This window comes from Gluconobacter sp. P5B12 (genome assembly GCF_018812035.1).
Taxonomy (GTDB): Bacteria; Pseudomonadota; Alphaproteobacteria; order Acetobacterales; family Acetobacteraceae; genus Gluconobacter.
This window is the reverse complement of the sequence record NZ_JACRVV010000002.1, coordinates 152,027-172,395: the sequence shown is the minus strand read 5'-3', so window position 1 is coordinate 172,395 and position 20,369 is coordinate 152,027. Positions and strand designations below refer to the sequence as shown.

General features: G+C 55.6%; 16 protein-coding genes. 14 read left to right on the top strand and 2 right to left on the bottom strand.

Annotation, left to right across the window (positions count from 1 at the left end; genetic code table 11):
• Nucleotides 1-27: 27 nt before the first annotated feature.
• From pspA to KP702_RS04755, 10 genes are all read left to right on the top strand, one after another.
• Entirely contained in the window at nucleotides 28-711 is a 684-nt protein-coding gene (gene pspA, locus KP702_RS04800) for a phage shock protein PspA (RefSeq protein ID WP_046900493.1), read from the top strand.
• A gap of 25 nt (nucleotides 712-736) precedes the next feature.
• A complete protein-coding gene (gene pspB, locus KP702_RS04795) occupies nucleotides 737-979 on the top strand; it encodes an envelope stress response membrane protein PspB (protein WP_143412284.1) in 243 nt (80 codons plus the stop codon).
• Nucleotides 976-2,187: a hypothetical protein gene (locus tag KP702_RS04790; RefSeq protein ID WP_237389877.1), complete on the top strand. Its 1,212-nt coding sequence runs from the start codon at nucleotides 976-978 to the stop codon at nucleotides 2,185-2,187. The genes pspB and KP702_RS04790 overlap by 4 nt, the downstream gene beginning before the upstream one ends.
• Nucleotides 2,187-3,602 carry a GIN domain-containing protein gene (locus KP702_RS04785; RefSeq protein WP_252348555.1) on the top strand — a complete coding sequence of 472 codons (1,416 nt, stop codon included), beginning with the start codon at nucleotides 2,187-2,189 and terminating at the stop codon, nucleotides 3,600-3,602. The genes KP702_RS04790 and KP702_RS04785 overlap by 1 nt, the downstream gene beginning before the upstream one ends.
• Before the next feature lie 48 nt (nucleotides 3,603-3,650).
• Complete coding sequence (locus KP702_RS04780; RefSeq protein ID WP_046900490.1) at nucleotides 3,651-4,436, top strand: ABC transporter permease; 786 nt, start codon at nucleotides 3,651-3,653, stop codon at nucleotides 4,434-4,436.
• Nucleotides 4,433-5,221, top strand: a complete 789-nt coding sequence (locus tag KP702_RS04775) for an ABC transporter ATP-binding protein (RefSeq protein ID WP_215768591.1) — start codon at nucleotides 4,433-4,435, stop codon at nucleotides 5,219-5,221. The genes KP702_RS04780 and KP702_RS04775 overlap by 4 nt, the downstream gene beginning before the upstream one ends.
• Complete coding sequence (locus KP702_RS04770) at nucleotides 5,218-5,421, top strand: hypothetical protein (RefSeq protein WP_064275240.1); 204 nt, start codon at nucleotides 5,218-5,220, stop codon at nucleotides 5,419-5,421. The genes KP702_RS04775 and KP702_RS04770 overlap by 4 nt, the downstream gene beginning before the upstream one ends.
• A 77-nt stretch (nucleotides 5,422-5,498) precedes the next feature.
• Nucleotides 5,499-6,899 (top strand): DNA repair protein RadA, encoded by a 1,401-nt coding sequence (radA, locus tag KP702_RS04765; RefSeq protein WP_215749752.1) that lies wholly within the window; start codon nucleotides 5,499-5,501, stop codon nucleotides 6,897-6,899.
• A gap of 235 nt (nucleotides 6,900-7,134) precedes the next feature.
• Nucleotides 7,135-8,697, top strand: coding sequence for a Hint domain-containing protein (locus KP702_RS04760; RefSeq protein WP_215768590.1), 1,563 nt, complete (start codon nucleotides 7,135-7,137; stop codon nucleotides 8,695-8,697).
• Between the two features lie 23 nt (nucleotides 8,698-8,720).
• Complete coding sequence (locus tag KP702_RS04755; protein ID WP_215768589.1) at nucleotides 8,721-10,673, top strand: glycosyltransferase family 4 protein; 1,953 nt, start codon at nucleotides 8,721-8,723, stop codon at nucleotides 10,671-10,673.
• Nucleotides 10,674-10,680: 7 nt separating this feature from the next.
• Here KP702_RS04755 and KP702_RS04750 read toward each other — a convergent pair whose 3' ends face one another.
• Together KP702_RS04750 and KP702_RS04745 are read right to left on the bottom strand one after the other, a co-directional pair.
• Complete coding sequence (locus KP702_RS04750) at nucleotides 10,681-12,375, bottom strand: alginate export family protein (protein ID WP_215768588.1); 1,695 nt, start codon at nucleotides 12,373-12,375, stop codon at nucleotides 10,681-10,683.
• Between the two features lie 102 nt (nucleotides 12,376-12,477).
• On the bottom strand, nucleotides 12,478-13,077 hold the full coding sequence (locus KP702_RS04745) for a YigZ family protein (RefSeq protein WP_202206949.1): 600 nt from the start codon (nucleotides 13,075-13,077) through the stop codon (nucleotides 12,478-12,480).
• Between the two features lie 71 nt (nucleotides 13,078-13,148).
• Here KP702_RS04745 and KP702_RS04740 point away from each other — a divergent pair, with 71 nt between their 5' ends.
• From KP702_RS04740 to KP702_RS04725, 4 genes are all read left to right on the top strand, one after another.
• Nucleotides 13,149-15,737: an MMPL family transporter gene (locus tag KP702_RS04740; protein WP_215768587.1), complete on the top strand. Its 2,589-nt coding sequence runs from the start codon at nucleotides 13,149-13,151 to the stop codon at nucleotides 15,735-15,737.
• 76 nt (nucleotides 15,738-15,813) lie between these two features.
• A complete protein-coding gene (locus KP702_RS04735; protein ID WP_202206947.1) occupies nucleotides 15,814-16,377 on the top strand; it encodes a VOC family protein in 564 nt (187 codons plus the stop codon).
• A gap of 3 nt (nucleotides 16,378-16,380) precedes the next feature.
• Entirely contained in the window at nucleotides 16,381-16,899 is a 519-nt protein-coding gene (locus KP702_RS04730; RefSeq protein WP_202206946.1) for a cupin domain-containing protein, read from the top strand.
• Nucleotides 16,900-17,176: 277 nt separating this feature from the next.
• The gene (locus KP702_RS04725; protein WP_202206945.1) at nucleotides 17,177-20,266 is read left to right on the top strand and encodes a TonB-dependent siderophore receptor; all 3,090 of its coding nucleotides are present in this window, start codon (nucleotides 17,177-17,179) and stop codon (nucleotides 20,264-20,266) included.
• Nucleotides 20,267-20,369: the final 103 nt, after the last annotated feature.

Sequence of the window (20,369 nt, the reverse complement as noted above, 5' to 3'; positions counted from 1 at the left end):
AATCCAGTTCTCAGGAAGGAAAGCGTCATGGGTATTTTTTCTCGGCTCGCCGATATCGTGAACTCCAATCTCAATGCGATTCTCGCCACGGCAGAAGATCCGCAGAAGATGATCCGCCTTGTCATTCAGGAGATGGAAGACACGCTCGTTGAAGTGCGCAGTCAGGCCGTCCGCACCATCGCCGAGCGCAAACAGCTTGAACGTCGCGTGCGCACCATGATGCACGAAGAAGACGAATGGCACCGCAAAGCCACACTGGCCATCGAACGCAACCGGGACGATCTGGCCAAGGCGGCGCTCTCAGCACGTCACACGGTCGAACAGTCCCGCGAAGGGCTTGAACGCCAGATTGCGCAGGTCACGGAAGGTCTTGAGCAGCAAAACGACGACATCACCAAACTTCAGGCTAAACTGGCGGATGCGAAATCCCGTGAGAAAACCCTGACCATGCGTGCCCGCACGGCAGAAGGGCGCCTCAAGACACGTGAAAAGCTCTACGATACCCGCATTGACGACACGCTGAACCGTTTCGAACAGGTCGAGCGCGCTCTGGATGAACTGGAAGGCAAAGCCGAGGCCTATGATCTGGGACGTCGGTCTGGTCGCCCCTCCCTGCACGAAGAGTTGGCCGCTCTGGAAACGGATGCAGCAGTAGAAGATGAATTCGAGACCCTGAAACGCCGGATTGCAGAAAAGAAGCGCGAAGCCTGATGACTGCTGCAAGAAAGTCTGAGTCATGAATGAGGATATCGTCGCTCTTGTCCTGCTTTTTGGCTTTATCCCGGCGCTCGTCCTAGGCCCGCGCCTGTTGCGTGCCCGGACGGGCAACCTTCCCAATCAAGGCATCGCAGACCCACATCTGCAGGCTGCCCTGACACAGGCCGAGGCCCATGCTACGCGTCTGGAAGAAAGGATCGACCAGCTCGAACGCATCCTCGACGAGGATATCCCGGGCTGGAGAGCTAGGAGTTCACGATGACATCCCGCACCGCCCTGCGCATGCTGCTGCTGTCCATGCTGACAGGAGCAGTTTCTGCCTACCCGGCTCAGGCCGCGCGCGTCACCATGTCCGGATCTGATCTGGATATGGCGATTCCCTGCACAGGTCAGGTGCGGATCGTCGTAGACCCAGGCATGAAAGACGGCGCTACTTTAGACAGCAGCAATGCAACGCAGGTAACGATGCGCAGCGGCAAGGAAGAGTCAGACAGCCGCATCTCCATCGCCACGAAAAGTTGCGCGCCCAATGGTAAGGTCACGATCAGTGTGTCGCCTTATACTGGCGTCTCAATCCATGACAGCCATGACACACATTTCATCATCAAAGGAAAACTGGCGTCCCTTGATGCCAGCCTCGACTCCGCGACAATGGATATCGAGAATACGCAGTCCCTTGATCTGAGCATGCATGGTGCCTCCAGTGTGCATATCGGCTCTCTCGAACGGGCGGCCCAGATCGTGGCTTCCGGCACATCAACGCTGATCGCCGACTCTGCACAGCTGACCGCTCTATCTGCACAACTGTCGAACGACGCCTCTTTCATGGTTTCGCAGGGTAGTATCGAAGCCCTGACGATCGTGACGTCAGACAATGCGACCGCCACCGTTCATGGCAACGCTTCCGTTGCAACGGTGACAGCCAACGGCACAGGCGCCGTCAATATTGAGCGCGTCTCCGGCCCGATCGTTCGGTCTGGCAGTGGCGCGGTAAATGTCGGAACCCCGGCGGCAGTGGCTCCGCCGCCGACTGTCGTGGCACCGGCCGCACCACCAGTTACGACGACGCTACCAGTCGCTCCTCCGCCCGTTCCCAAAGCTTCGGTGCCGGCTCCTCAGCCGCCAGCCTCAACAGAAACGTCTCCGCAGATCAGCCAGCCTTCTGTTCCGGCTCCATCAACATCCGCGCCACCGACACCGGCACCAGTGCCTCAGAAACCGGCTCAGCAGGAACAGGAAGCCGTTCAACCTCCTGTTGTCGCCGCATCACCCCCGGCTGCCGTCGTACCAAGTACCCCCACCCCGACACAGCAGACACCCTCAGTCAATGTCCCCACGACGCCGTCGGAAACTCCTCAGAAGCTGCCGCAGACTCCCCTTCCGGACACTGTGGCACCGCCGCCTGCTCCTTCGACGCCAACAGCTCCAGTCATGCCGCCTCAAGGCGATACACCAAAACAGGGAGGCTGATGATGAAGATATCCCACGATCTGGTACGTTTTGCAGGGAGCATCCTCGGCCTCCTGCTTGCTACAGGAACGATCAGCCCGGCCCTCTCTCAGGACGCAGCCCCTGCCATTCCTGCTCCCCCGGCGCCCCCAGCGTTTGCAAGTCCAGAACGTGTAAGCTCCGTCACGGGAGCTACGCTGGAACTGGCACCGACCTGCCTGACAGACCTTCATATTGTTGAGGGTGATACAGCGAAGGTTCTTCAGGGCAATGGCAACCTGACAGCCGCCGAGGACAAGACACTCAAACTTGCTCTGAGTGACCCGTCCTGCAGCACCGAAGCCAGCTCGACAATTCAGGTTCCAGCCGGGACGAATATCCATCTCCGCGGCAACAAGACCGACATCACTGTCACAGGGCCATCCGGCCATCTCAGCGGCTTGTCCGGAAGCGGTGACGTACGCGTCAACAGCGCAACGGGTGTGGATCTGCGGATGACCGGATCCGGCAATGTTTCCATTGCTACGGTGACAGGCGATGTACACGTTCTCAATTTCTCAAGCGGAGACCTGCTTGTCGGGCTGGTAACAGCACCTCGTGTTGAGCTGTCCGCGACATCATCAGGAAACATGCTGCTCAGGAGTGGCTCAGTAGAGAACCTCTCCATTCGGGATCTCGGTTCGTCCGATATTACAGCACATGTCAGTGCCATCTCAGCCAGCCTGTCACTTTATGGCTCTGGGAACGTTCTGGTCGATAGTGTTTCAGGAACATTATCCCGCGGTCATTATGGCTCCGGAGACCTGACGGTTCACACGACCAGCCCGGGAGTTCACGTCGGCGCAGCCGCGCCAGTGGACGGGCAGGCCATCGCAAAAGACATTCTGGCCAGCCTCGGTCAGTCCGTGAATTTCGATTCCGGCACGCAGCAAGGCTGGGAGGCTCTTGGCTCTTTCGGCAAACATAGCAACGGCCACCATCTGGGCGGCCTTCGTCTTGTTCTGATCGTGGTCTGCGTCTGGCTAGTCCTGCGTCACGCCAAGCGTTATCGCAAACGGACTGGGCAATCCTTTTTTGGTGCTCTCTGGACCGATATTGCTGAAGGCCTTTCTGCTTTCACACGAAATTGGGAAACACGAATGGCTGACCGTCGCACGGGAGGACAATCATCCTCAGGCGATGCGCCACATGTCTATTACACACGCCGTGCTGTCGATCTGTATGAAGAGGTTATTCACACAGCCCGGGATCAGAGCGCGCGTCATAAGCAACGCCAAGCCCCGGAGACGACATCTTTCAGTTCAAACCATAATCTGGTGCGCCTGAACGACCGCCTAGCCCGTATGGAACCCAGGTTGGCCCGCATGGAACAGTTCGTAACCTCCCCGGATTTTGCGCTGGAGCGCCAGTTCCGGGACCTGGAACGCTCCGCCTGAGCAAGACAGACTTTGACGTAGCCGGGCGCGCAGGGTAGGGGCTGAAGGGTGAATGCCGTTCTTGATCCCATAGCGGCCCTTGGCCGTGCCGTCCTCGGACTCGTCCGCCAGTCGGGTGCTCTCGCCATGTTTGCGCTGGAAGGGCTGTCGCATCTCGTGCGGCCACCGTTCTACTGGCGCATCTTCCTGTCCACGCTGATCGAAACGGGGTTCTTCTCCCTTCCGGTTGTGGCCCTGACAGCCCTGTTCTCCGGAGCCGTCATCGCTTTGCAGTCCTATGTCGGGTTCGGGCAGTATCACGTCCAGAGCGCCATCGCCGGGATTGTGGTTCTGGCTGTCACCCGCGAACTGGGGCCGGTTCTGGCAGGACTGATGGTTGCCGGGCGTGTCGGTGCTGCAATGTCTGCCCAGATCGGCACCATGCGCGTCACCGATCAGATCGATGCCCTGACGACACTATCGACTAACCCGATGAAATATCTGGTGACGCCACGTCTTCTGGCGGGAACCATCGCCCTGCCCTGTCTCGTCATCGTGGCGGACGTTCTGGGTGTTCTTGGCGGTTTCACCGTATCGGTCGCAAAACTAGGTTTTTCACCATCCACCTACATCACGGCCACGCTGGATTCGCTGAAGACCATGGACGTAGTGGTCGGCTTGGTTAAAGCAGCGGCTTTCGGCTTCCTCATTGCTCTTCTGGGTTGCTACCACGGTTATAACAGCCGCGGCGGTGCGGAAGGTGTGGGTTCAGCCACCACAGCGGCCGTCGTGGGCGCCTCCATTCTGCTTCTGCTGTTTGATTACCTCCTCACAGATCTGTTCTTCTCCCAATGAGCACACCCAAAATCTGCATCCGCGGCCTTTCGAAGGCGTTCGGCTCCAAGGTCGTGCTCGACGGGATCGACCTTGATGTCGAGACCGGCACCTCCATGGTCATCATTGGCGGCTCCGGCTCAGGAAAATCTGTTCTTTTGCGGTGTATCCTTGGCCTGATCGAGCCCGATGCTGGCACTATCGAAATTGACGGCGAGAACGTTCTCACTGCCCCACGCGGGCGGCAGGAAGTCCTGCGGCGACAGATTGGCATGCTGTTCCAGAACGCCGCCCTGTTCGACAGCATGGACGTTGCGGACAACATTGCATTCGGGCTTCGGGCCAAGCACTCAGACCGTGACGGCCCAGTTCCGTCCCGATCCAAGGCGCGTGAACTGGCAGGCGGAATCCTCCAGCAGGTTGGATTGGACCCCTCCGTTGGGCAGCTCAGCCCTTCTGAACTGTCGGGCGGCATGCAAAAGCGCGTCGGGCTGGCTCGCGCCATTGCCGGACAGCCCAACATCCTGTTCTTCGATGAACCGACTACAGGCCTTGATCCCATCATGGGGGCCGTCATTGACGGACTTATCGTGGATTGTGTTCAGAAGCTGGGCTCAACGGCGATCGCCATCACGCATGACATGGCTTCAGCGCAGCGGATCGGCAATCAGGCTGCCATGCTTTACCAGGGTAAACTGGTCTGGCAGGGGCTGGCCGCAGACCTGATGCACTCAGGCAATGCAATGGTGGACCAGTTCACGCATGGACGCCGGGAAGGTCCGATCACCATGGAACTTCGCAAATGAAGCCGTTCCGACGCCCTCCCATATCTCGCAGAGTTTGGCAGCGTCTTGGTCTGACATATCTCATCGCGCTGCCGATGGTGTTCATTCTGTTTATGCACCCGCCCAAAAGCCAGAATATCCTTATTCAGGCGCTCATCCTGCTTATGATCGTGACGGCTGCCCGCATCATGGCCCGCATCATCATCCGGACAGACGATTAACGCCTTCTCTGACTGGATCATAACGGGAACGCTCCCTATATCGGGAGCACCCAGAGTCCATGTGAAGAGAGATTCCCTTGGCCAAGAAACCAACCGCACGCTTTGTCTGCCAGTCCTGTGGGGCTGTCTATTCCAAATGGGTGGGCAAATGCGAAGCGTGCGGGGAATGGAACACGCTGGTTGAGGAAACGTCTGAACCTACAGCCCGCAAAACGGGCAAGCTGAGCAGCGGACGCCTGCAGACCGTTCGCCTTGATGGCGAGGCCAAGCCGCCCCCACGCATCACGACAAGCATTGCAGAGCTGGATCGCGTTCTTGGCGGCGGTCTTGTGCCTGCGTCCGTTGTTCTGGTTGGCGGTGATCCGGGTATTGGTAAATCCACCCTGATGCTCCAGACAACCTGTGCGCTGGCTCGGAGTGGTCACAAGGTTCTGTATGTCTCGGGCGAAGAATCCGTCGATCAGATCCGCATTCGCGCGCAGAGACTGGAGCTGGACCGGGACAGCAAGACACTGGATTCCTTGGATCTGGCTGCTTCCATCAATGTCGGAGACATCGTGGGATCGCTGGAAAACGATCGGTCCCATACTGTCGTGGTCATTGATTCCATTCAGACCATGTGGCTGGAAAGCGTAGAAAGCTCTCCAGGGTCCGTAGCGCAGGTCCGGGCGAGTGCTTTTGAACTCATCCGTCTGGCCAAAACGCTTGGCTTCGCCCTGATTCTGATCGGTCACGTCACGAAGGAAGGGTCTCTGGCAGGGCCACGTGTGCTGGAACACATGGTTGATGCTGTCATGTATTTTGAAGGTGATCGCGGTCATCAGTTCCGCATCCTGCGTGCAGCCAAAAACCGCTTTGGCGCAACCGATGAAATCGGCGTCTTTGCCATGACTGATACGGGGCTGACGGAGGTACCTAATCCTTCCGCCCTGTTCCTCGCCGAGAGACGCGGCAACATTGCTGGATCGGCTGTGTTTGCCGGCCTTGAAGGCACACGCCCCGTTCTTCTGGAAGTTCAGGCCCTGCTATCCCCAAAAGCTGGCGACGGGGCACCACGTCGCGCCGTTGTCGGATGGGATACCTCTCGCCTGAACATGCTGCTGGCCGTGCTGGATGCGAGATGCGGTTTGAAACTCGCCAATATGGACGTCCATCTGAACGTGGCTGGTGGGTTAAGAGTCAATGAGCCTGCCGCAGACATGGCCGTTGCCGCAGCCCTGATCTCCGCAGCGACAGGCCACCCAACATCTTCAACAGCCGCGTATTTCGGCGAGGTCGGTCTCTCAGGTGAGATCAGGCAGGTCAGTCAGGCTGATCTGAGACTCAAGGAAGTTGCAAAACTGGGATTTGGAGAAGCCATTCTCCCAAGGCGAGTATCTTCTGCCTCGGCACGGGTCAAACCGCCAGCCGGTCTCAAGCTACGGGAAATCGGGCATCTCACTGATCTGGTAGAATTATTCAGCCCTTCCGAAAGCTGAAGTAAAAAGCCTTCATCCATGAAAAAATTCATCATTTAATTGCTAAAAAGCAGTTAAATTAACGAATTATTACCGACACTCCCATTCAAAAAACCCGTATTAAATTATTACATTCCTTTCATCCCTCCAATCGAGGGGGAATCAGAAATACAAGTAAGAATTCTGCAAATACCATATCCTGAAACAGGAACGGATATTGCCATGGATTCTCTACATTTTTCGGGTGACATCGTTCATGGCAACTTCGTCCACTTATACATCCCCCCAGACAGGACAAACATACACGATTGTGTCGGGAGGCTCGACTTCCACTACCTCACAGGTCGTCACAAGCGGGACTGTCGTAGATGGCGCGAAAATCATAGCAAGTTCCACGCCCGTCTCTCCAGACTGGTCAGCGCTCCCTCACTATACGGGCGTTCCCGGCTCGCAGATTATCGAAAATTCTGCAGGTGCACTCAACACCATAATCTCCGGGACAAGTTTTCCAGGCGGCGGGGGTATGATCAGCGAGCAGCACTTCGTTTTTGAATCGTCCACCCAAACCATTCAATCTGGAGCATTCGCCAGTAATACAACGCTTGGCCCATTAGCGACGTCCATTATCGAAAACGGGGGTATCTCCTACAACGTCAATATTAGTGGCGGCTGGCTGACCTCCGGGGGCCTTATGACGATTCAGTATGCTCAGTATGCAGCAACACAGATCGTCTCCGATGGTGGAACACTTCACACAGCAACGGTAGGTATAACAAGCTCCAGTCAGCAACCAGCAAGCGGAACCCTGATCCTGTCTGGAGGAAGCGCTGACCATATCACTATAGGAAGCGGCGCAGTTCTTCAGAAATCCGGCACACTCTCGGACGTCACGGTAGGCGTTAAGGGCGTCCTATCCGTCAGCGCAGACCAAAATGCTACAAACGTTACAGGCAATGGCGGAACGATCATTCTGGATCACAACGCTAATCTAACGGGAATTTTCAAGAATAACGCTCAGACGACAATCAGCTTTACCGACCTGGGAAATACAGCATCTACAGTCAGTGGCGTTTTGGTCCATAATGGCGGAAGCGTCAGCCCCTTCAGTGGCTCTACTCTGGAAATCATGTCTGGCGGCCAGGTTCTGCACAGCATTGGGGTGGCAGACGATTTTTCCTCTCCTTATTATTTCCAGACTGCACCTTCGGGAAACGGACTGGATCTGATTGTCGGCACGCCCTGCTATTGCCCCGGAACCCTGATCGCGACACCACAGGGAGAGCGGCCTGTCGAACAGCTTTCTATTGGCGACATCGTTCTCACTGCCTCGGGAAAGCATCATCCAATCCGCTGGATCGGACGGCGGGCCTATGATCCGATTTTTGCCTATGGAAACCGGGATATCCTGCCTATTCTGTTTCGTGCGGGTTCTCTTGGCGACGGACTGCCACGTCGGGATCTAATGGTTTCCCCGCTGCACGCGATGCTCATCGACGGACGCCTCATTCCGGCTCTTCATCTGGTCAACGACCTTTCTATTCTTCAGATCGAGAAACCCTCAGAGATCCGCTACATCCATATCGAGCTTGAAAGCCATGACGTCTTGCTCGCAGAGGGAGCACCATCAGAAAGCTTTCTGGACGATAACTCACGCGGGATGTTCCACAACGCTAGCGAATACGATGATCTATACCCGCAGACTTCCAAACAGCCTCCACGCTATTGTGCCCCCAGGCTGGAAGACGGGCCGGAACTCGCACGTATTCACGATCGCCTGAAGCAATACGCACGGAATTTTTTACCCCTTAAAGCCGCCTGATACTCCGAGGATAATTCGCTACCGTGCCGCACCCTCTGGCAGGTTACATTGATGTCTGCAATCGCAATCGTATCGCCGGATGGGCTTTAGATCTGGAGGAGCCTGATCAGCCTGTCTGCCTGCGGTTTTTTCAGAATGGCCGCCTCCTCGATGAGGTGACCGCTGAAATATTCCGTACTGACCTGACCGACTTCGCCAGAGCAGGATATTGCGCGTTTGACTGGTCCTGGCCTGAATGTCCTCCTCATGAAGGAGGCATTATTGAAATTCGGGACAGCAAGCATGACTACCCCCTGAACGGTTCCCCTTTTTATATTGAGCCTCTGCCCAGTGCTCTTGTCGGCTCCATAGATATTACTGACCGCCTACGTATTGCAGGCTGGGTCCGAGATGACCTGAATCTGGATCGAACAGTCTGGCTGACCGCGGTCATTGATGGCGCTCCCACCGCACATTTTCCAGCGAACCAATTCCGGCGGGATTTACGGGACGCTGGTTTCCAGTCCGGCCGATACGGCTTCGAATACGTGTTCAGCACTGCGCTTGATCCGTTGCAAGACCATACTATCCAGCTTCTGCATGGACAGGAGCGTTTCGGAGATCCCGTTTTCTTACCACGGGCAGATCACCTGGATGATGCTTTCAAAAAGCATTTCAACGCCCTGATCCAAGGCCTGATTACACCGCAGGCAAGACGTGACGCCTTGTCTTTTCTCACAAAATCAGCAGATGCGCTTCGACACCAGAGCGCGTCAAACATTACCAGTCTCGAGGCTCGCACTCTCGCTCAAAAAGCCAGCCGCCGCCATGAGGACGCTCTCTCTTTTGCTCCCTGTGCGCTTTTCATAGATGACAGAGCTCCTGACTCCACAAGAGATGCAGGATCGGTCGCTTTGTTGTCTCACATGCGAGCGACGCAGGCATTGGGCTACCGATGCTGTTTCATAGCCTCCCGCCAGCCCCCCACAGAGCAGGATCAGGCGCATCTGGCAGTTATGAATATCGACTGCCTTATGCCCCCGGTTTTCACGGGACCTGAAGAGGCCCTCAAACGGCTCGGACCTGGGTTAGACGTAGTTTACCTACATCGCCTGAATAATGCTGAAAGCTATGCTGCCCTGTGCCGCGCCTTTGCCCCAACAGCCACACTGATCTGGAGTGTTGCGGATCTGGCGTCCCTTCGCCTGCACCGTCAGGCCACTGTGGAAAGCCGTCCGGAGCTTGTGCGCACAGCAATGCGAATTGAAGTGCGGGAAAACATGTGTGCCTGGCTGGCCGATAGCGTTCTGACGCATTCTTCGATCGAAGCCAAACAACTGGAGCGGATGGTTCCTACGGCCAATATCCATGTTGTCCCTTGGGCGGTTCCCGTCAAAACCCGTTCCCGTCGACACCAGGACAAGCCCGTCATTGCGTTTGTTGCTCACTTTGCCCATGCCCCAAACACAGACGCTGCAAAATGGCTCATTCTGGATATTTTGCCGCGCCTTAAAAAACGCATTCCCAATCTTGTCTGTCGCCTCATCGGCAGCGCCATGCCGCATGCAGTTCACATGCTTGCAGACAAAGACATAGAAGTGACGGGGCACGTGTCCAACCTTCAAGAGACCTTGTCTGACGTGTCGCTCTGTGTCGCTCCACTCCGTTATGGTGCAGGGATCAAGGGGAAAGTTTTGGATGCGTGGTCTGTTGGGCTGCCAATTGTCATGACGCCCATTGCAGCAGAGGGGTTGGTCGATGCGTCCAATCCGCTATGGGCAAAATCCATCGCTGACAGTGCGGAAGATTTTGCGGAAAAAACAGCTGCTCTTCTGGTGCCATCTGCGGCAAAGGCTCAGATAGCGGCCGCAAGGAAGCTGCTGAAAGAGCGTTTTTCCGAGAAAGCTATCCAAGCCAGTCTGGAAGATATCCTTCCGCCCGTGATGATTGAGACGCCCCCACTGCCAGAGGACAGGTCAGAACCCGTCCTGAACTGATAGTTTTCTAGAACCTGAATGTCACGTTTGACTGCGCATAGCTGCCACTTTGCGCGCCCGCTTTGCGCAAACTCTGTGACGCCATGAACCGCGCTCCATAGATCTGCCAGGTCAGATGATGGTTGATCTGAAGCGTCAGCGAGGCCTGCGGTACGACGCCCACATATCCTCCCCGATAAGCATGAGCGAATGTGTATGGGCCGGATGAACTCCAGATCGCCCCGTTTGCGTTTTCCCGCCACATAAACGGTGCCTTCAGACGCAGGGACGCAAATCCTTTCCAGGGTGTGATGCTGATAACCGGAGACAGGCTCACCAGATTGGACGGTGAAATATAGGTTGTCGTATCCAGATAGTTGGTCTGTGGATTAAACGGTGCCATGTAAGTGTGCACCGTTCCATTCTGACCATCTGACCCACCGGAATAAATATCTGCCTGCACACCCAGGAAGGGATGCAAGGGAGAAGGTGTATGTCTGTAGCCTATGATCGTGTTGACGGCCCACGCACGAACGCTGCTTTTCCGCTCTGTCCCGGCGTATTGGAATGTTCCGTTCTGGTAGAGTGCTCCCACCGAGTATTCGACGGAGGCGGATGTTCCATACCAGCGAAATCCCAGATTGCCCCGAGAGGATGTTCCTTTAAGAACACGTGCTGCTGTTGGCACCGCCGAGAGACCGCTGCTGTATCTGTACCGAATGTAGAACAGGTCCAGAAACGAATGCACGCGTTCGCCTCCAACGGAAAATGCTGGAACGATCATCGTGGTGTTTCCACCATAAAGACGCGTTCCGTAATCCTCGGTATTGTGGAACATGAGACGACTGTCTGTTTTCGTCTGAACGAAATCATATGCGTCCACACGGATCCGGGGCCAGAGAGCATAAAACCGACCACCATTCCAGGACAGAGGAACGTTTGGGGTTTCGCGATTGTACAATATGTAGGACGGAGCATCGAGGAACTGCTGGCGTCCAAACATAAAGCCTGTATGTGCTCCGGCAACCTTGCCCTTCAGCTCAACAAAGCCCTGTTGCAGGTCCAGCCTCTTGCGATATGTCGAGCCATATCCAAACCCCTTCCAGCCCCCTGCATCCGCATTGATGAGCTGCCCAAAAAGACGGACATGCTCACCCAGATGCAAGTCTGCCCCGATCAGGTTCCGAATGCCGAAGCGGCCTGACTGGGCTTTTCCACTGCGCCCCAGAAATGGCGCTTCCTCATACCAGTTTCGTAACCGCGATTCCCCCGACAAGGTCAGCCAGATCGTGCGACTATTGTTCAGGGCAATAAATTTGAGCGGATCAAAAAAGTCCGTACGCTTGCTCTTGTCTCGCAGGTAACTCCAGTCCTCCGCCCAAGCCGCCGCGCCATAGCGGCCAACCGGGCCAAACCCGGCGGCTTCACCGTTTCCGTAGTTGAAATCACCCCACGGCCCCTGATGACCATTCGGTGCACGGTTCTGCTTGGCAGTGATTCGCCGTGGCTGACCGACCACGCCGGCATGAGGATAATCCTGAATGATCGGTCGCTCGGTGGAAGGAACCTTGATCCATTCCTCCTCAATGGGAGGAGACTCAATCGGGCTGGTTTTCATAGGAGCCGTCTGGGCGCCTGCGTGATGGCCCAGATTAGCCGTCAACAGAAGCACTCCGGCAATGAGGCTTCTTTCATGACGGAAAGAGACGACAGAAAGAAGCATCGAGAACCACAATTTGACATGAAGAGGCAACGAAAACGAGTGAGCCTCATATTACACAGTATGTAAAGAGAGATTTTATTTATAACTTTTTTATTTAGTTTTTTATAGATCCGGGCGAGAGATGGCCATCTGGCCACGTGTCAGATCTCGCAGGTACTCCGTGATCATGTCTGCCTCGTCAACAGGCACAGCGACAGTCAACCACGCACCTTCTGCATCAAAGTCACACAGTGTCTTTTCTGCCCGCCACCCCGGCAGTTTGGCTTCAACCTGCGCGTAAACCGAGAAGGGACAATGAAACCGCAGGGGCAGAGTTTCGATCCGCTCGATTTTGGCTGCCTCTCGCAGACAGGCCGCAGCCGCACCGCCATATGCCCGAACAAGCCCACCGGCTCCCAGCTTTACACCACCGAACCACCGTGTGACGACAACCATCACATTGTCGAAATCCTGCCCCTCAATCGCAGAAAGGATCGGGCGCCCTGCTGTTCCGGAGGGCTCTCCATCATCGCTGGCACGGTATCTTTGACCCGTCCGGAAGGCCCAGCAATTATGAGTCGCGTCCGGGACAGCAACCTCGGCGAAGAACGCCAGTGCTGCGGCTTCATCTGCAACAGGAGCCGCGCGCGCAAGGAAAGTGCTGCCCTTGATTACACTTTCATGTTCAGCCAAGCCATCGAGAGTCCACGTCATGGCTTCCATTGTGCCCCATGATGGCGGAAATGTCAGGTTGGGGTAGGGAAATTCTGCCCGTTCTGTTAAGGGTAGGCCCCATGTTTTCGGATCTGATCGGCCGGCTAAATGCCGCCTGTGCACGTCGTGCGCCACTGGTGGTGGTTCTGTTTGCGCTCCTCTGTGCGGGATGTGTCGCACTGAGTATCATGCGCCTGAGTGTGACAACTGATACTGGCAAGATGTTTGCCAGCACCCTGCCCTGGAAACAGCGGACGGATGAGATGAACCGTCTCTTCCCGCAGGATGACAATCAGCTCGTCGCCATCATCGACAGCCGCATCCCCGAACAGGGACGCGCCACGGCCCGCGCCCTTGCTGCCGAACTCAGCAAAGACCATGCGCACTTCGAAATGGTCAGCCTGCCGGGCGATAATCCGTTTTATAACAGTCACGGCTTCCTGTTTCTGGATAAGAAGGACCTCGAACCCCTTCTGGATTCCATCGTTTCAGCCCAGCCTTTTCTTGGAACTCTGGCAGCAGATCCCTCAGCCCGCGGCCTGTTCGGTGCCCTTGGCCTGATTGGGGACGGTATCAAGGCCGGGCAAGGCATTCCTAGTGGCTTCAACGGCGCTCTGGACGGCTTTGCGGACTCTCTGACCAAGGCCGCGGCTGGTCAGCCTCAGGATCTGTCCTGGCAGAATCTTCTTGTCGGTCGTCTGGCCGAGCTTGGCAGCCGCTACGAATTCGTCGTCACAAAGCCCAAGCTGGATTATAGCTCCCTTCAACCCGGAGAGGGCGCCACAACGGCGATGCGCAAGGCGATCGACAGCCTTGAATTCGTAAAGTCCGGTCAGGCCACCGGCAGCATTACTGGCGAGGTCAAGCTCAACGACGAAGAGTTCTCGACCGTTGCCCATGGCATGGTGTTCGGTCTGGTCATTTCGCTGGTTCTGGTCGCACTCTGGCTGGTTCTGGCCGTGCATTCCATCCGCGTCATTGTTCCCATTCTGCTGACTCTGATTGCAGGCCTTCTGCTGACGACCGGCTTTGCTGCGCTTAGCGTGAAGGAACTCAATCTCATCTCGGTGGCGTTCGCGATCCTGTTCGTGGGCATTGCAGTGGATTTTGCCATCCAGTACAGCGTCCGCTTCCGGGGACAGCGCAACGAAGATGGCTCCATGCCGTCTCTGCATGACGCCCTCGTTCTCACTGGACAGGAGAGTGGCGCACAGATTCTGGTCGCGTCACTTGCAACCGCTGCGGGCTTTCTGGCCTTCACCCCGACAAGCTTCATCGGCGTTGCTCAGTTGGGCCTGATTGCAGGGTTCGGGATGCTGATTGCCTTCCTGTGCACCATGACACTGCTCCCGGCCCTGCTGACGCTCTTCCGGGCGAAGCTCGGGAAAGGTGAGCCCGGCTTCACGTTCATGGCGCCCGTCGATCACATGCTGCGTCACAAGCGCAGAAAGGTCGTGGGCGTCTTCGCACTTCTCGGGGTCGTGGGCGTTGCCCTGATGCCGTTGCTGAAGTTCGATGCAGATCCTCTCCACACGAAGAACCCGAACACGGAGGGCATGCATGCCCTTCATCTTCTGGAAGATAATCCCCTCACCACCCCATATTTTGCTCAACTTCTGGTGCCGAATGTTGAGGATGCGGCAAAGAACGCGGCGGCTTTCTCCAAGCTGTCGAGCGTCCATGATGTGTTGTGGCTGGGGGCGCTTGTCCCGGATGATCAGACCGACAAACTGGCTATGATCGAGGACACGGCTTCCATCCTTCTCCCGACAATTACCGTTCAGGACCCATTACCTGCGCCGGATGCCGCGGCCATTCGGGCCTCTGCCATTGCAGCGGCGGCTAAACTGGACAGCGTCAAAGATCAGCTCCCCGCACCGCTGGAAAAAATCCGCCAGGCTCTCAACACGCTCTCGACAGCCCCTGACGCAACACTGGTCAATGCCAGCCATGCCCTGACACGCTTTTTGCCGGATCAGCTCTCCATGCTCCGCACGGCGCTTCAGCCGAAGCCCATCACGATCAACAATATCCCCGACGATATTCGGAAGGATTACGCACTTCCTGATGGTCGCCAGCGCCTGACGATCCATCCCAAAGGACAGATTTCCGAGACGCCCGTGATGCATAGGTTTGTGTCCCAGTTGCGTTCGGTCAATCCGGATATCAGTGGGCCGGCCATGGAGATCACCGAAAGCGCGAACACCATCGTCCATGCCTTCACGATTGCCGCCATTTCGGCTCTGATCATGATCGGCATCATTCTTCTGGTGGTGCTGCGCCGCATTCTGGATGCAGCGCTTGTCATGGCACCGCTACTGCTCTCGGCTCTCCTGACTGTCATCCTGATTGTCACGGTTCCAGAGACACTGAATTACGCCAACATCATTGCTCTTCCCCTGCTTCTCGGGGTTGGCGTGTCTTTCAATATCTATTTCGTGATGAACTGGCGCGAAGGCATCAAGGGACCGCTGACCTCTCCGACCGCACGCGCTGTTCTATTTTCTGCCCTTACAACAGCAACGGCGTTTGGATCGCTAGCAACATCTGCTCATCCGGGCACTGCGAGCATGGGCCGTCTGCTTCTCATGTCTTTGGGCTGCACACTGATCTGCACACTCTTCTTCGTACCGGCGCTCCTCCCGAAACGTCCGATCGACGACGCCTGAACTGACATAGTTCGTCACTAATGTGAACGGCTGACCGCAACCGTTCTTTAACTCACAGGTTGAGACCTTCATAACCATGAAGGATCTCTCCGTGAGTGCAGACCATTCAGGACTTCCGCGAGGTATCGACCATGTCGGTGTGACCGTACCCGACATCAACCTTGCCATCCGCTTTCTCGAAGCCGCACTAGGCGCTGTTGCGCTATACCGCAACGTTACCCACACCCACCCCCAACAGGGTCCGCAGACAGAGAAGATACTCGGGCTGCCAACCGGCAGCGTGGTCTGGGAGATGTGTATGATGTCTCTGGGGCATGGACCTGGGCTCGAACTCTTTGAAATTCATGGCCCAGACCAGAGACCGGCCGTCCGCGCCTGTGACTTCGGCGTACAGCACTTTGCCGTCTATGTTGACGATATTCATGCGGCCTGCACCCGCTTCACCAAAGCGGGTGGCGAACTTCTGACAGAGCCACAGGGGCAGCCTTCTCTCGAAGCTGGCCCTAGTAACATGTTCTGCTACGGCCGTGCGCCGTGGGGCATGATTATCGAGCTTCTGTCCACGCCCTCACGCAGCCGCTTTGACGATATCGCCCCAAAGCCTCGCTATCAGCCCCCAGCACGACATGAGGAACAATAAGCCATGCGCCCTATCTCTCTGCTGTTCGCTTTTGCTCTTGGCGTTACCGCATTTTGTCACGCGGCTGAAGCTGCAGATCCTGCACCTCCCACAGCATATTACTGGCACAACTGGACGGACCATAATGGCGTCAGCCATATGACGCGCTGTCCGTTTCACAATTACATTCTGAAAACCATGTCCAAGCCAGCAGGCCCGCAATGGCAGGACCGCCTCAAGAGCGGACAGGCCCAGATCATTTCTACCGTGCAACCTCCACACTGGGATGGAAGCTGGCACCCTGACCCGAAAGTCCAGTGGATCATTCCTCTCAAAGGCACATGGTACGTTACCGCAATGGACGGAACACGTGTCGAGATGGGACCAGGGGATGTTTCTTTGGGTGAAGACCAAATGAGCCGTAAGGACTCACAAGGTCACATCGGACATTTTGCAGGAAATGTCGGCGATGATGCTGTGACACTCATGGTCATTCAGACTAATGAACAGCCGACCACAGATCAGCCCTGCCGGTTCAAATGAGGTGATGGTTTCAGAGTGGGTTGGAGAAAACTCTGTTTGTTATCCTAAAAAGGGGAGTTTTTTATCCGATAACATTCCGTAGTTATATTGAACTACACTTGCCAATACTTGCGATACAGAAGTATAACACACTTTGAAACAATAGTGTCGGTTATGACACACATTAGAAATTCTTGATGCTGGATGTGTTTGTTTCTATTGCGGAGCAGTGACGTTTCCTTTCAATTTTGTAACCGAAGATACAGTTAAAACGTTACGCGCAAGGAAACCGCTTTTCATGTCAGCGTCTCCACCCAAGCAAGGTCGCGCCGGGATTTTCCGGAGCATGCCAACAGGTTTTCTAAAAATTACGCTCCTGGCAGGCATTTCATATAGTGCTCTGCCAGTCGCAGGAGCTCATGCGCAGGCTCCTGCCAAACAACATTCCACTACCAAAAAGAGTGCACCGAAAGTTACTGCTCCTGTTCAGCAGTCAGTTCCTGCACTTCCACCAACAGGCTCTACTGCTACGGCATCGAGAGTTACGCGTGTGCAGAAAAAGGATCTGCAACAGATCGAGTCTGTCCGCTCCGAAAATGTCACGGTGACCGGTTCGCTGCTGCATGATCCCAACGTCAACAGCATGTCACCCATCACGCATATCAGCCGGGCAGACATGGCGCGGCGTGGATTTGCCAACGTAACAGACGCATTGCAGGCCCTGTCCTCCAACGGCGCGGGCAGTTTGACCAACGCTTTCTCCGCCAATGGCGCTTTCGCAGGTGGCGCTTCCGCTCCCTCGCTCCGTGGTCTCAGTTCCGATTCAACGCTGGTGCTGATGGATGGGCAGCGACTGTCTTATTATCCCCTTTCGGATGACGGACAGCGCAACTTCGTCGATACCAACTGGATCCCGTCCTCCATCATGGAATCCACTGATGTTCTGGAAGACGGTGCGGCTACCCGTTACGGTGCCGACGCGGTTGCTGGTGTCATCAACTATGTGACCCGCAAAGAAATCAAGGGTTTTGAAGGCAATGCCGAGGGTGGCCTGTCTCAACGCGGCGATACCGGACATCAGAAGCTTTATGCAACCTACGGCTTCGGTGATCTGCACCGGGATGGATATAACGTCTATATCAACTCCGAATACCAGCAGGACGATGCCCTTTATAACCGTCAACTTGGTTATCCCTATAAAACCGGAGATCTGACCAAACTCGGCGGCGAAAACGGAAACACAAACGTTCTTGCATCTGATGGCTCCATTGCGAATTTTGGTGCCACGCCTGCAACAGTCGTCCGCCCGAGTGATGGCGGTCGCGGAGGTATTGGAGCTTATCAACTTCTGAACCCTGCTGCTGGGTGCGGCTCTTTTGGCTCCCTGGTCAGCGGAAACGCGGCAGGAACGCCAGCAGGTTCCATCAGTCAGGCCTGCACTCAGAATGCTGTGGGCGATTATTCACAGGTCTCTCCGTCCCTGCGCCGCATCAACGCAACCATTCATACAACCGTGCAGGTCACCCCGCGCTCCCAGTTGACCGCGATGTTTACCTATTCTCAGGCTCTTTCAACCTATACAGGTACACCTGTCAGTATCCGCGCGCAGTCTCAATCCCGAGCAGCGAATACACTGAGCACGCCCCTGCCGGTGTATCTGCCTGATGGATCGCTTAACCCCAACAACCCATTTGCAGCGCAGGGTCAGGCGGCGCAGGTCATTGGTATGTTCAGCGATATTCAGCGCGTGAACACCCAGCTGAGCCAGAATTTCCGCGGCTCCGCACGTTACAATGGCTCCGCCGCATCCAACTGGGGCTCTGACTGGAATTACGACGTTAATTTCGTCGGCATGAACACAACGCTTGAACAGACCATTCTGGGCGTTCCGACAATTCGCGGAATTCAGGATGCCATCACCAATGGCACCTACAACTTCGTCGACCCCTCCAAAAATACCAATGCCGTTCGCAAAGCCATTGCGCCGCCTAACGTCATGAATGCGCGCACGCAGGAATATTCTGGAGAAATGTCGCTTAGCAAAGGCCTGTTCAAACTGCCTGGTGGAACGGTCGATCTCGCGATTGGTGGCAACGTTCGTTACGAATCTCTCAACGACCCCAGTGCCAACCCTTACGATCCGTCCGATCCGACAGCGCAGTACACAGGTGCGATCAATCCATTCAATGCGCAAGGCAGCCGTTGGGTTGAATCCGGCTTTTTCGAGCTCGGTCTTCCGTTCCACAAAATGCTGTCTGGCAACATTGCTGGCCGATACGATCATTATTCAGAAGGCTTTAGCCACTACACGCCGAAGGCTGGCCTGATCTTTACCCCCGTCAAGCAGTTCTCACTACGCGGCACATTCTCCCGTGGTTTCCGCGTTCCAAGCTTTGCAGAAACGGGCGGTTCCAACGTCGGTTACACGACCTATCAGCCCCGCAATCAGGCCTGGATTAACCAGCATCTAAACCCGAACGGGACACCGGATACCTATGCTCAATCATACAGCATCGGATCAAATGTTGCTGGCAACCCGAACCTGAAACCAGAAATTGCCACCAATTTCACTGGTGGTGCTCTAATCAAGCCAACCGACTGGCTAAACTTTAGCTTCGATTACTATTACATCAAGAAATCAAATTACATCGCACCAAACCCAGTCAGCACCACCTCCGTTGCTGAAGCCTATCTGGCCGGTGAAAGTCTTCCGGCTGGCGTCAGCGTTACTCCTGAAATCGTCGACGCACAGCATCCGGATGCGCCGCCACGCCCTGCCCTCATTAATCTTGGCTACCTGAACACCAATAAGGTCGTCACAGATGGTGTAGATTTCAAAGTTTCTGCAACATCCCGTCTGCCAGGTGTCCTGCATGATGTGCGCTGGATCAGCACTGGCAGCGCTACGTATGTTCACAGCTTTAATCTGACAACGCCTGACGGGCAGGTGCAGCATTATGCTGGAACAATTGGTCCTTATGGTGCCGTTTCAGCGTCGGGAACGCCTCGCTGGCGCGCAAACTGGTCAAACACCTTCATTTACAAAAGCCTCGCTGTTACGCCGACGGTCTATTACACCAGCGGCTACAAGACGGTGGCTGAAGATCAAACGGGCCCAGGAACCCGCAATACCTGCTCCAGCTTCAGTTCCATCCAGCAGGCTTATACGCCTAGCCAGTGCCATACCAAGGCATTCTGGGATGTTGATTTGAACGTCAACTACCGGATCAATAGTCGTTGGAGCGTCTACGCGAACGTTTATAACCTGCTTGGTTTCAGAGCCCCATACGACTTCGCGACGTATGGCTCCTATCTGTACAACTCCGCATGGAGCCAGAAGGGACTTGTGTTGCGATCGTTCCATTTCGGTGTGAATGTGTCTCTCTAAGGCGTAAATTTAAGAGGGGGGCCTATTAAATAAGCCTACCCTTCTTGAAAAAAAAATAAAAACAGGCCGGGATATTCTCCCGGCCTGTTTTTATTCCTCTATC

Excerpts from the sequence above, each read along its gene's own strand:
- pspA (WP_046900493.1), top strand. The coding sequence starts at position 28 with ATGGGTATTTTTTCTCGGCTCGCCGATATCGTGAACTCCAATCTCAAT.
- KP702_RS04775 (WP_215768591.1), top strand. The coding sequence starts at position 4,433 with ATGAGCACACCCAAAATCTGCATCCGCGGCCTTTCGAAGGCGTTCGGC.
- pspB (WP_143412284.1), top strand. The coding sequence starts at position 737 with ATGAATGAGGATATCGTCGCTCTTGTCCTGCTTTTTGGCTTTATCCCG.
- KP702_RS04745 (WP_202206949.1), bottom strand. The coding sequence starts at position 13,077 with ATGGAAGCCATGACGTGGACTCTCGATGGCTTGGCTGAACATGAAAGT.
- KP702_RS04785 (WP_252348555.1), top strand. The coding sequence starts at position 2,187 with ATGATGAAGATATCCCACGATCTGGTACGTTTTGCAGGGAGCATCCTC.
- KP702_RS04790 (WP_237389877.1), top strand. The coding sequence starts at position 976 with ATGACATCCCGCACCGCCCTGCGCATGCTGCTGCTGTCCATGCTGACA.
- KP702_RS04760 (WP_215768590.1), top strand. The coding sequence starts at position 7,135 with ATGGCAACTTCGTCCACTTATACATCCCCCCAGACAGGACAAACATAC.
- KP702_RS04750 (WP_215768588.1), bottom strand. The coding sequence starts at position 12,375 with ATGCTTCTTTCTGTCGTCTCTTTCCGTCATGAAAGAAGCCTCATTGCC.
- KP702_RS04740 (WP_215768587.1), top strand. The coding sequence starts at position 13,149 with ATGTTTTCGGATCTGATCGGCCGGCTAAATGCCGCCTGTGCACGTCGT.
- KP702_RS04730 (WP_202206946.1), top strand. The coding sequence starts at position 16,381 with ATGCGCCCTATCTCTCTGCTGTTCGCTTTTGCTCTTGGCGTTACCGCA.
- KP702_RS04725 (WP_202206945.1), top strand. The coding sequence starts at position 17,177 with ATGTCAGCGTCTCCACCCAAGCAAGGTCGCGCCGGGATTTTCCGGAGC.
- KP702_RS04770 (WP_064275240.1), top strand. The coding sequence starts at position 5,218 with ATGAAGCCGTTCCGACGCCCTCCCATATCTCGCAGAGTTTGGCAGCGT.
- KP702_RS04735 (WP_202206947.1), top strand. The coding sequence starts at position 15,814 with ATGAAGGATCTCTCCGTGAGTGCAGACCATTCAGGACTTCCGCGAGGT.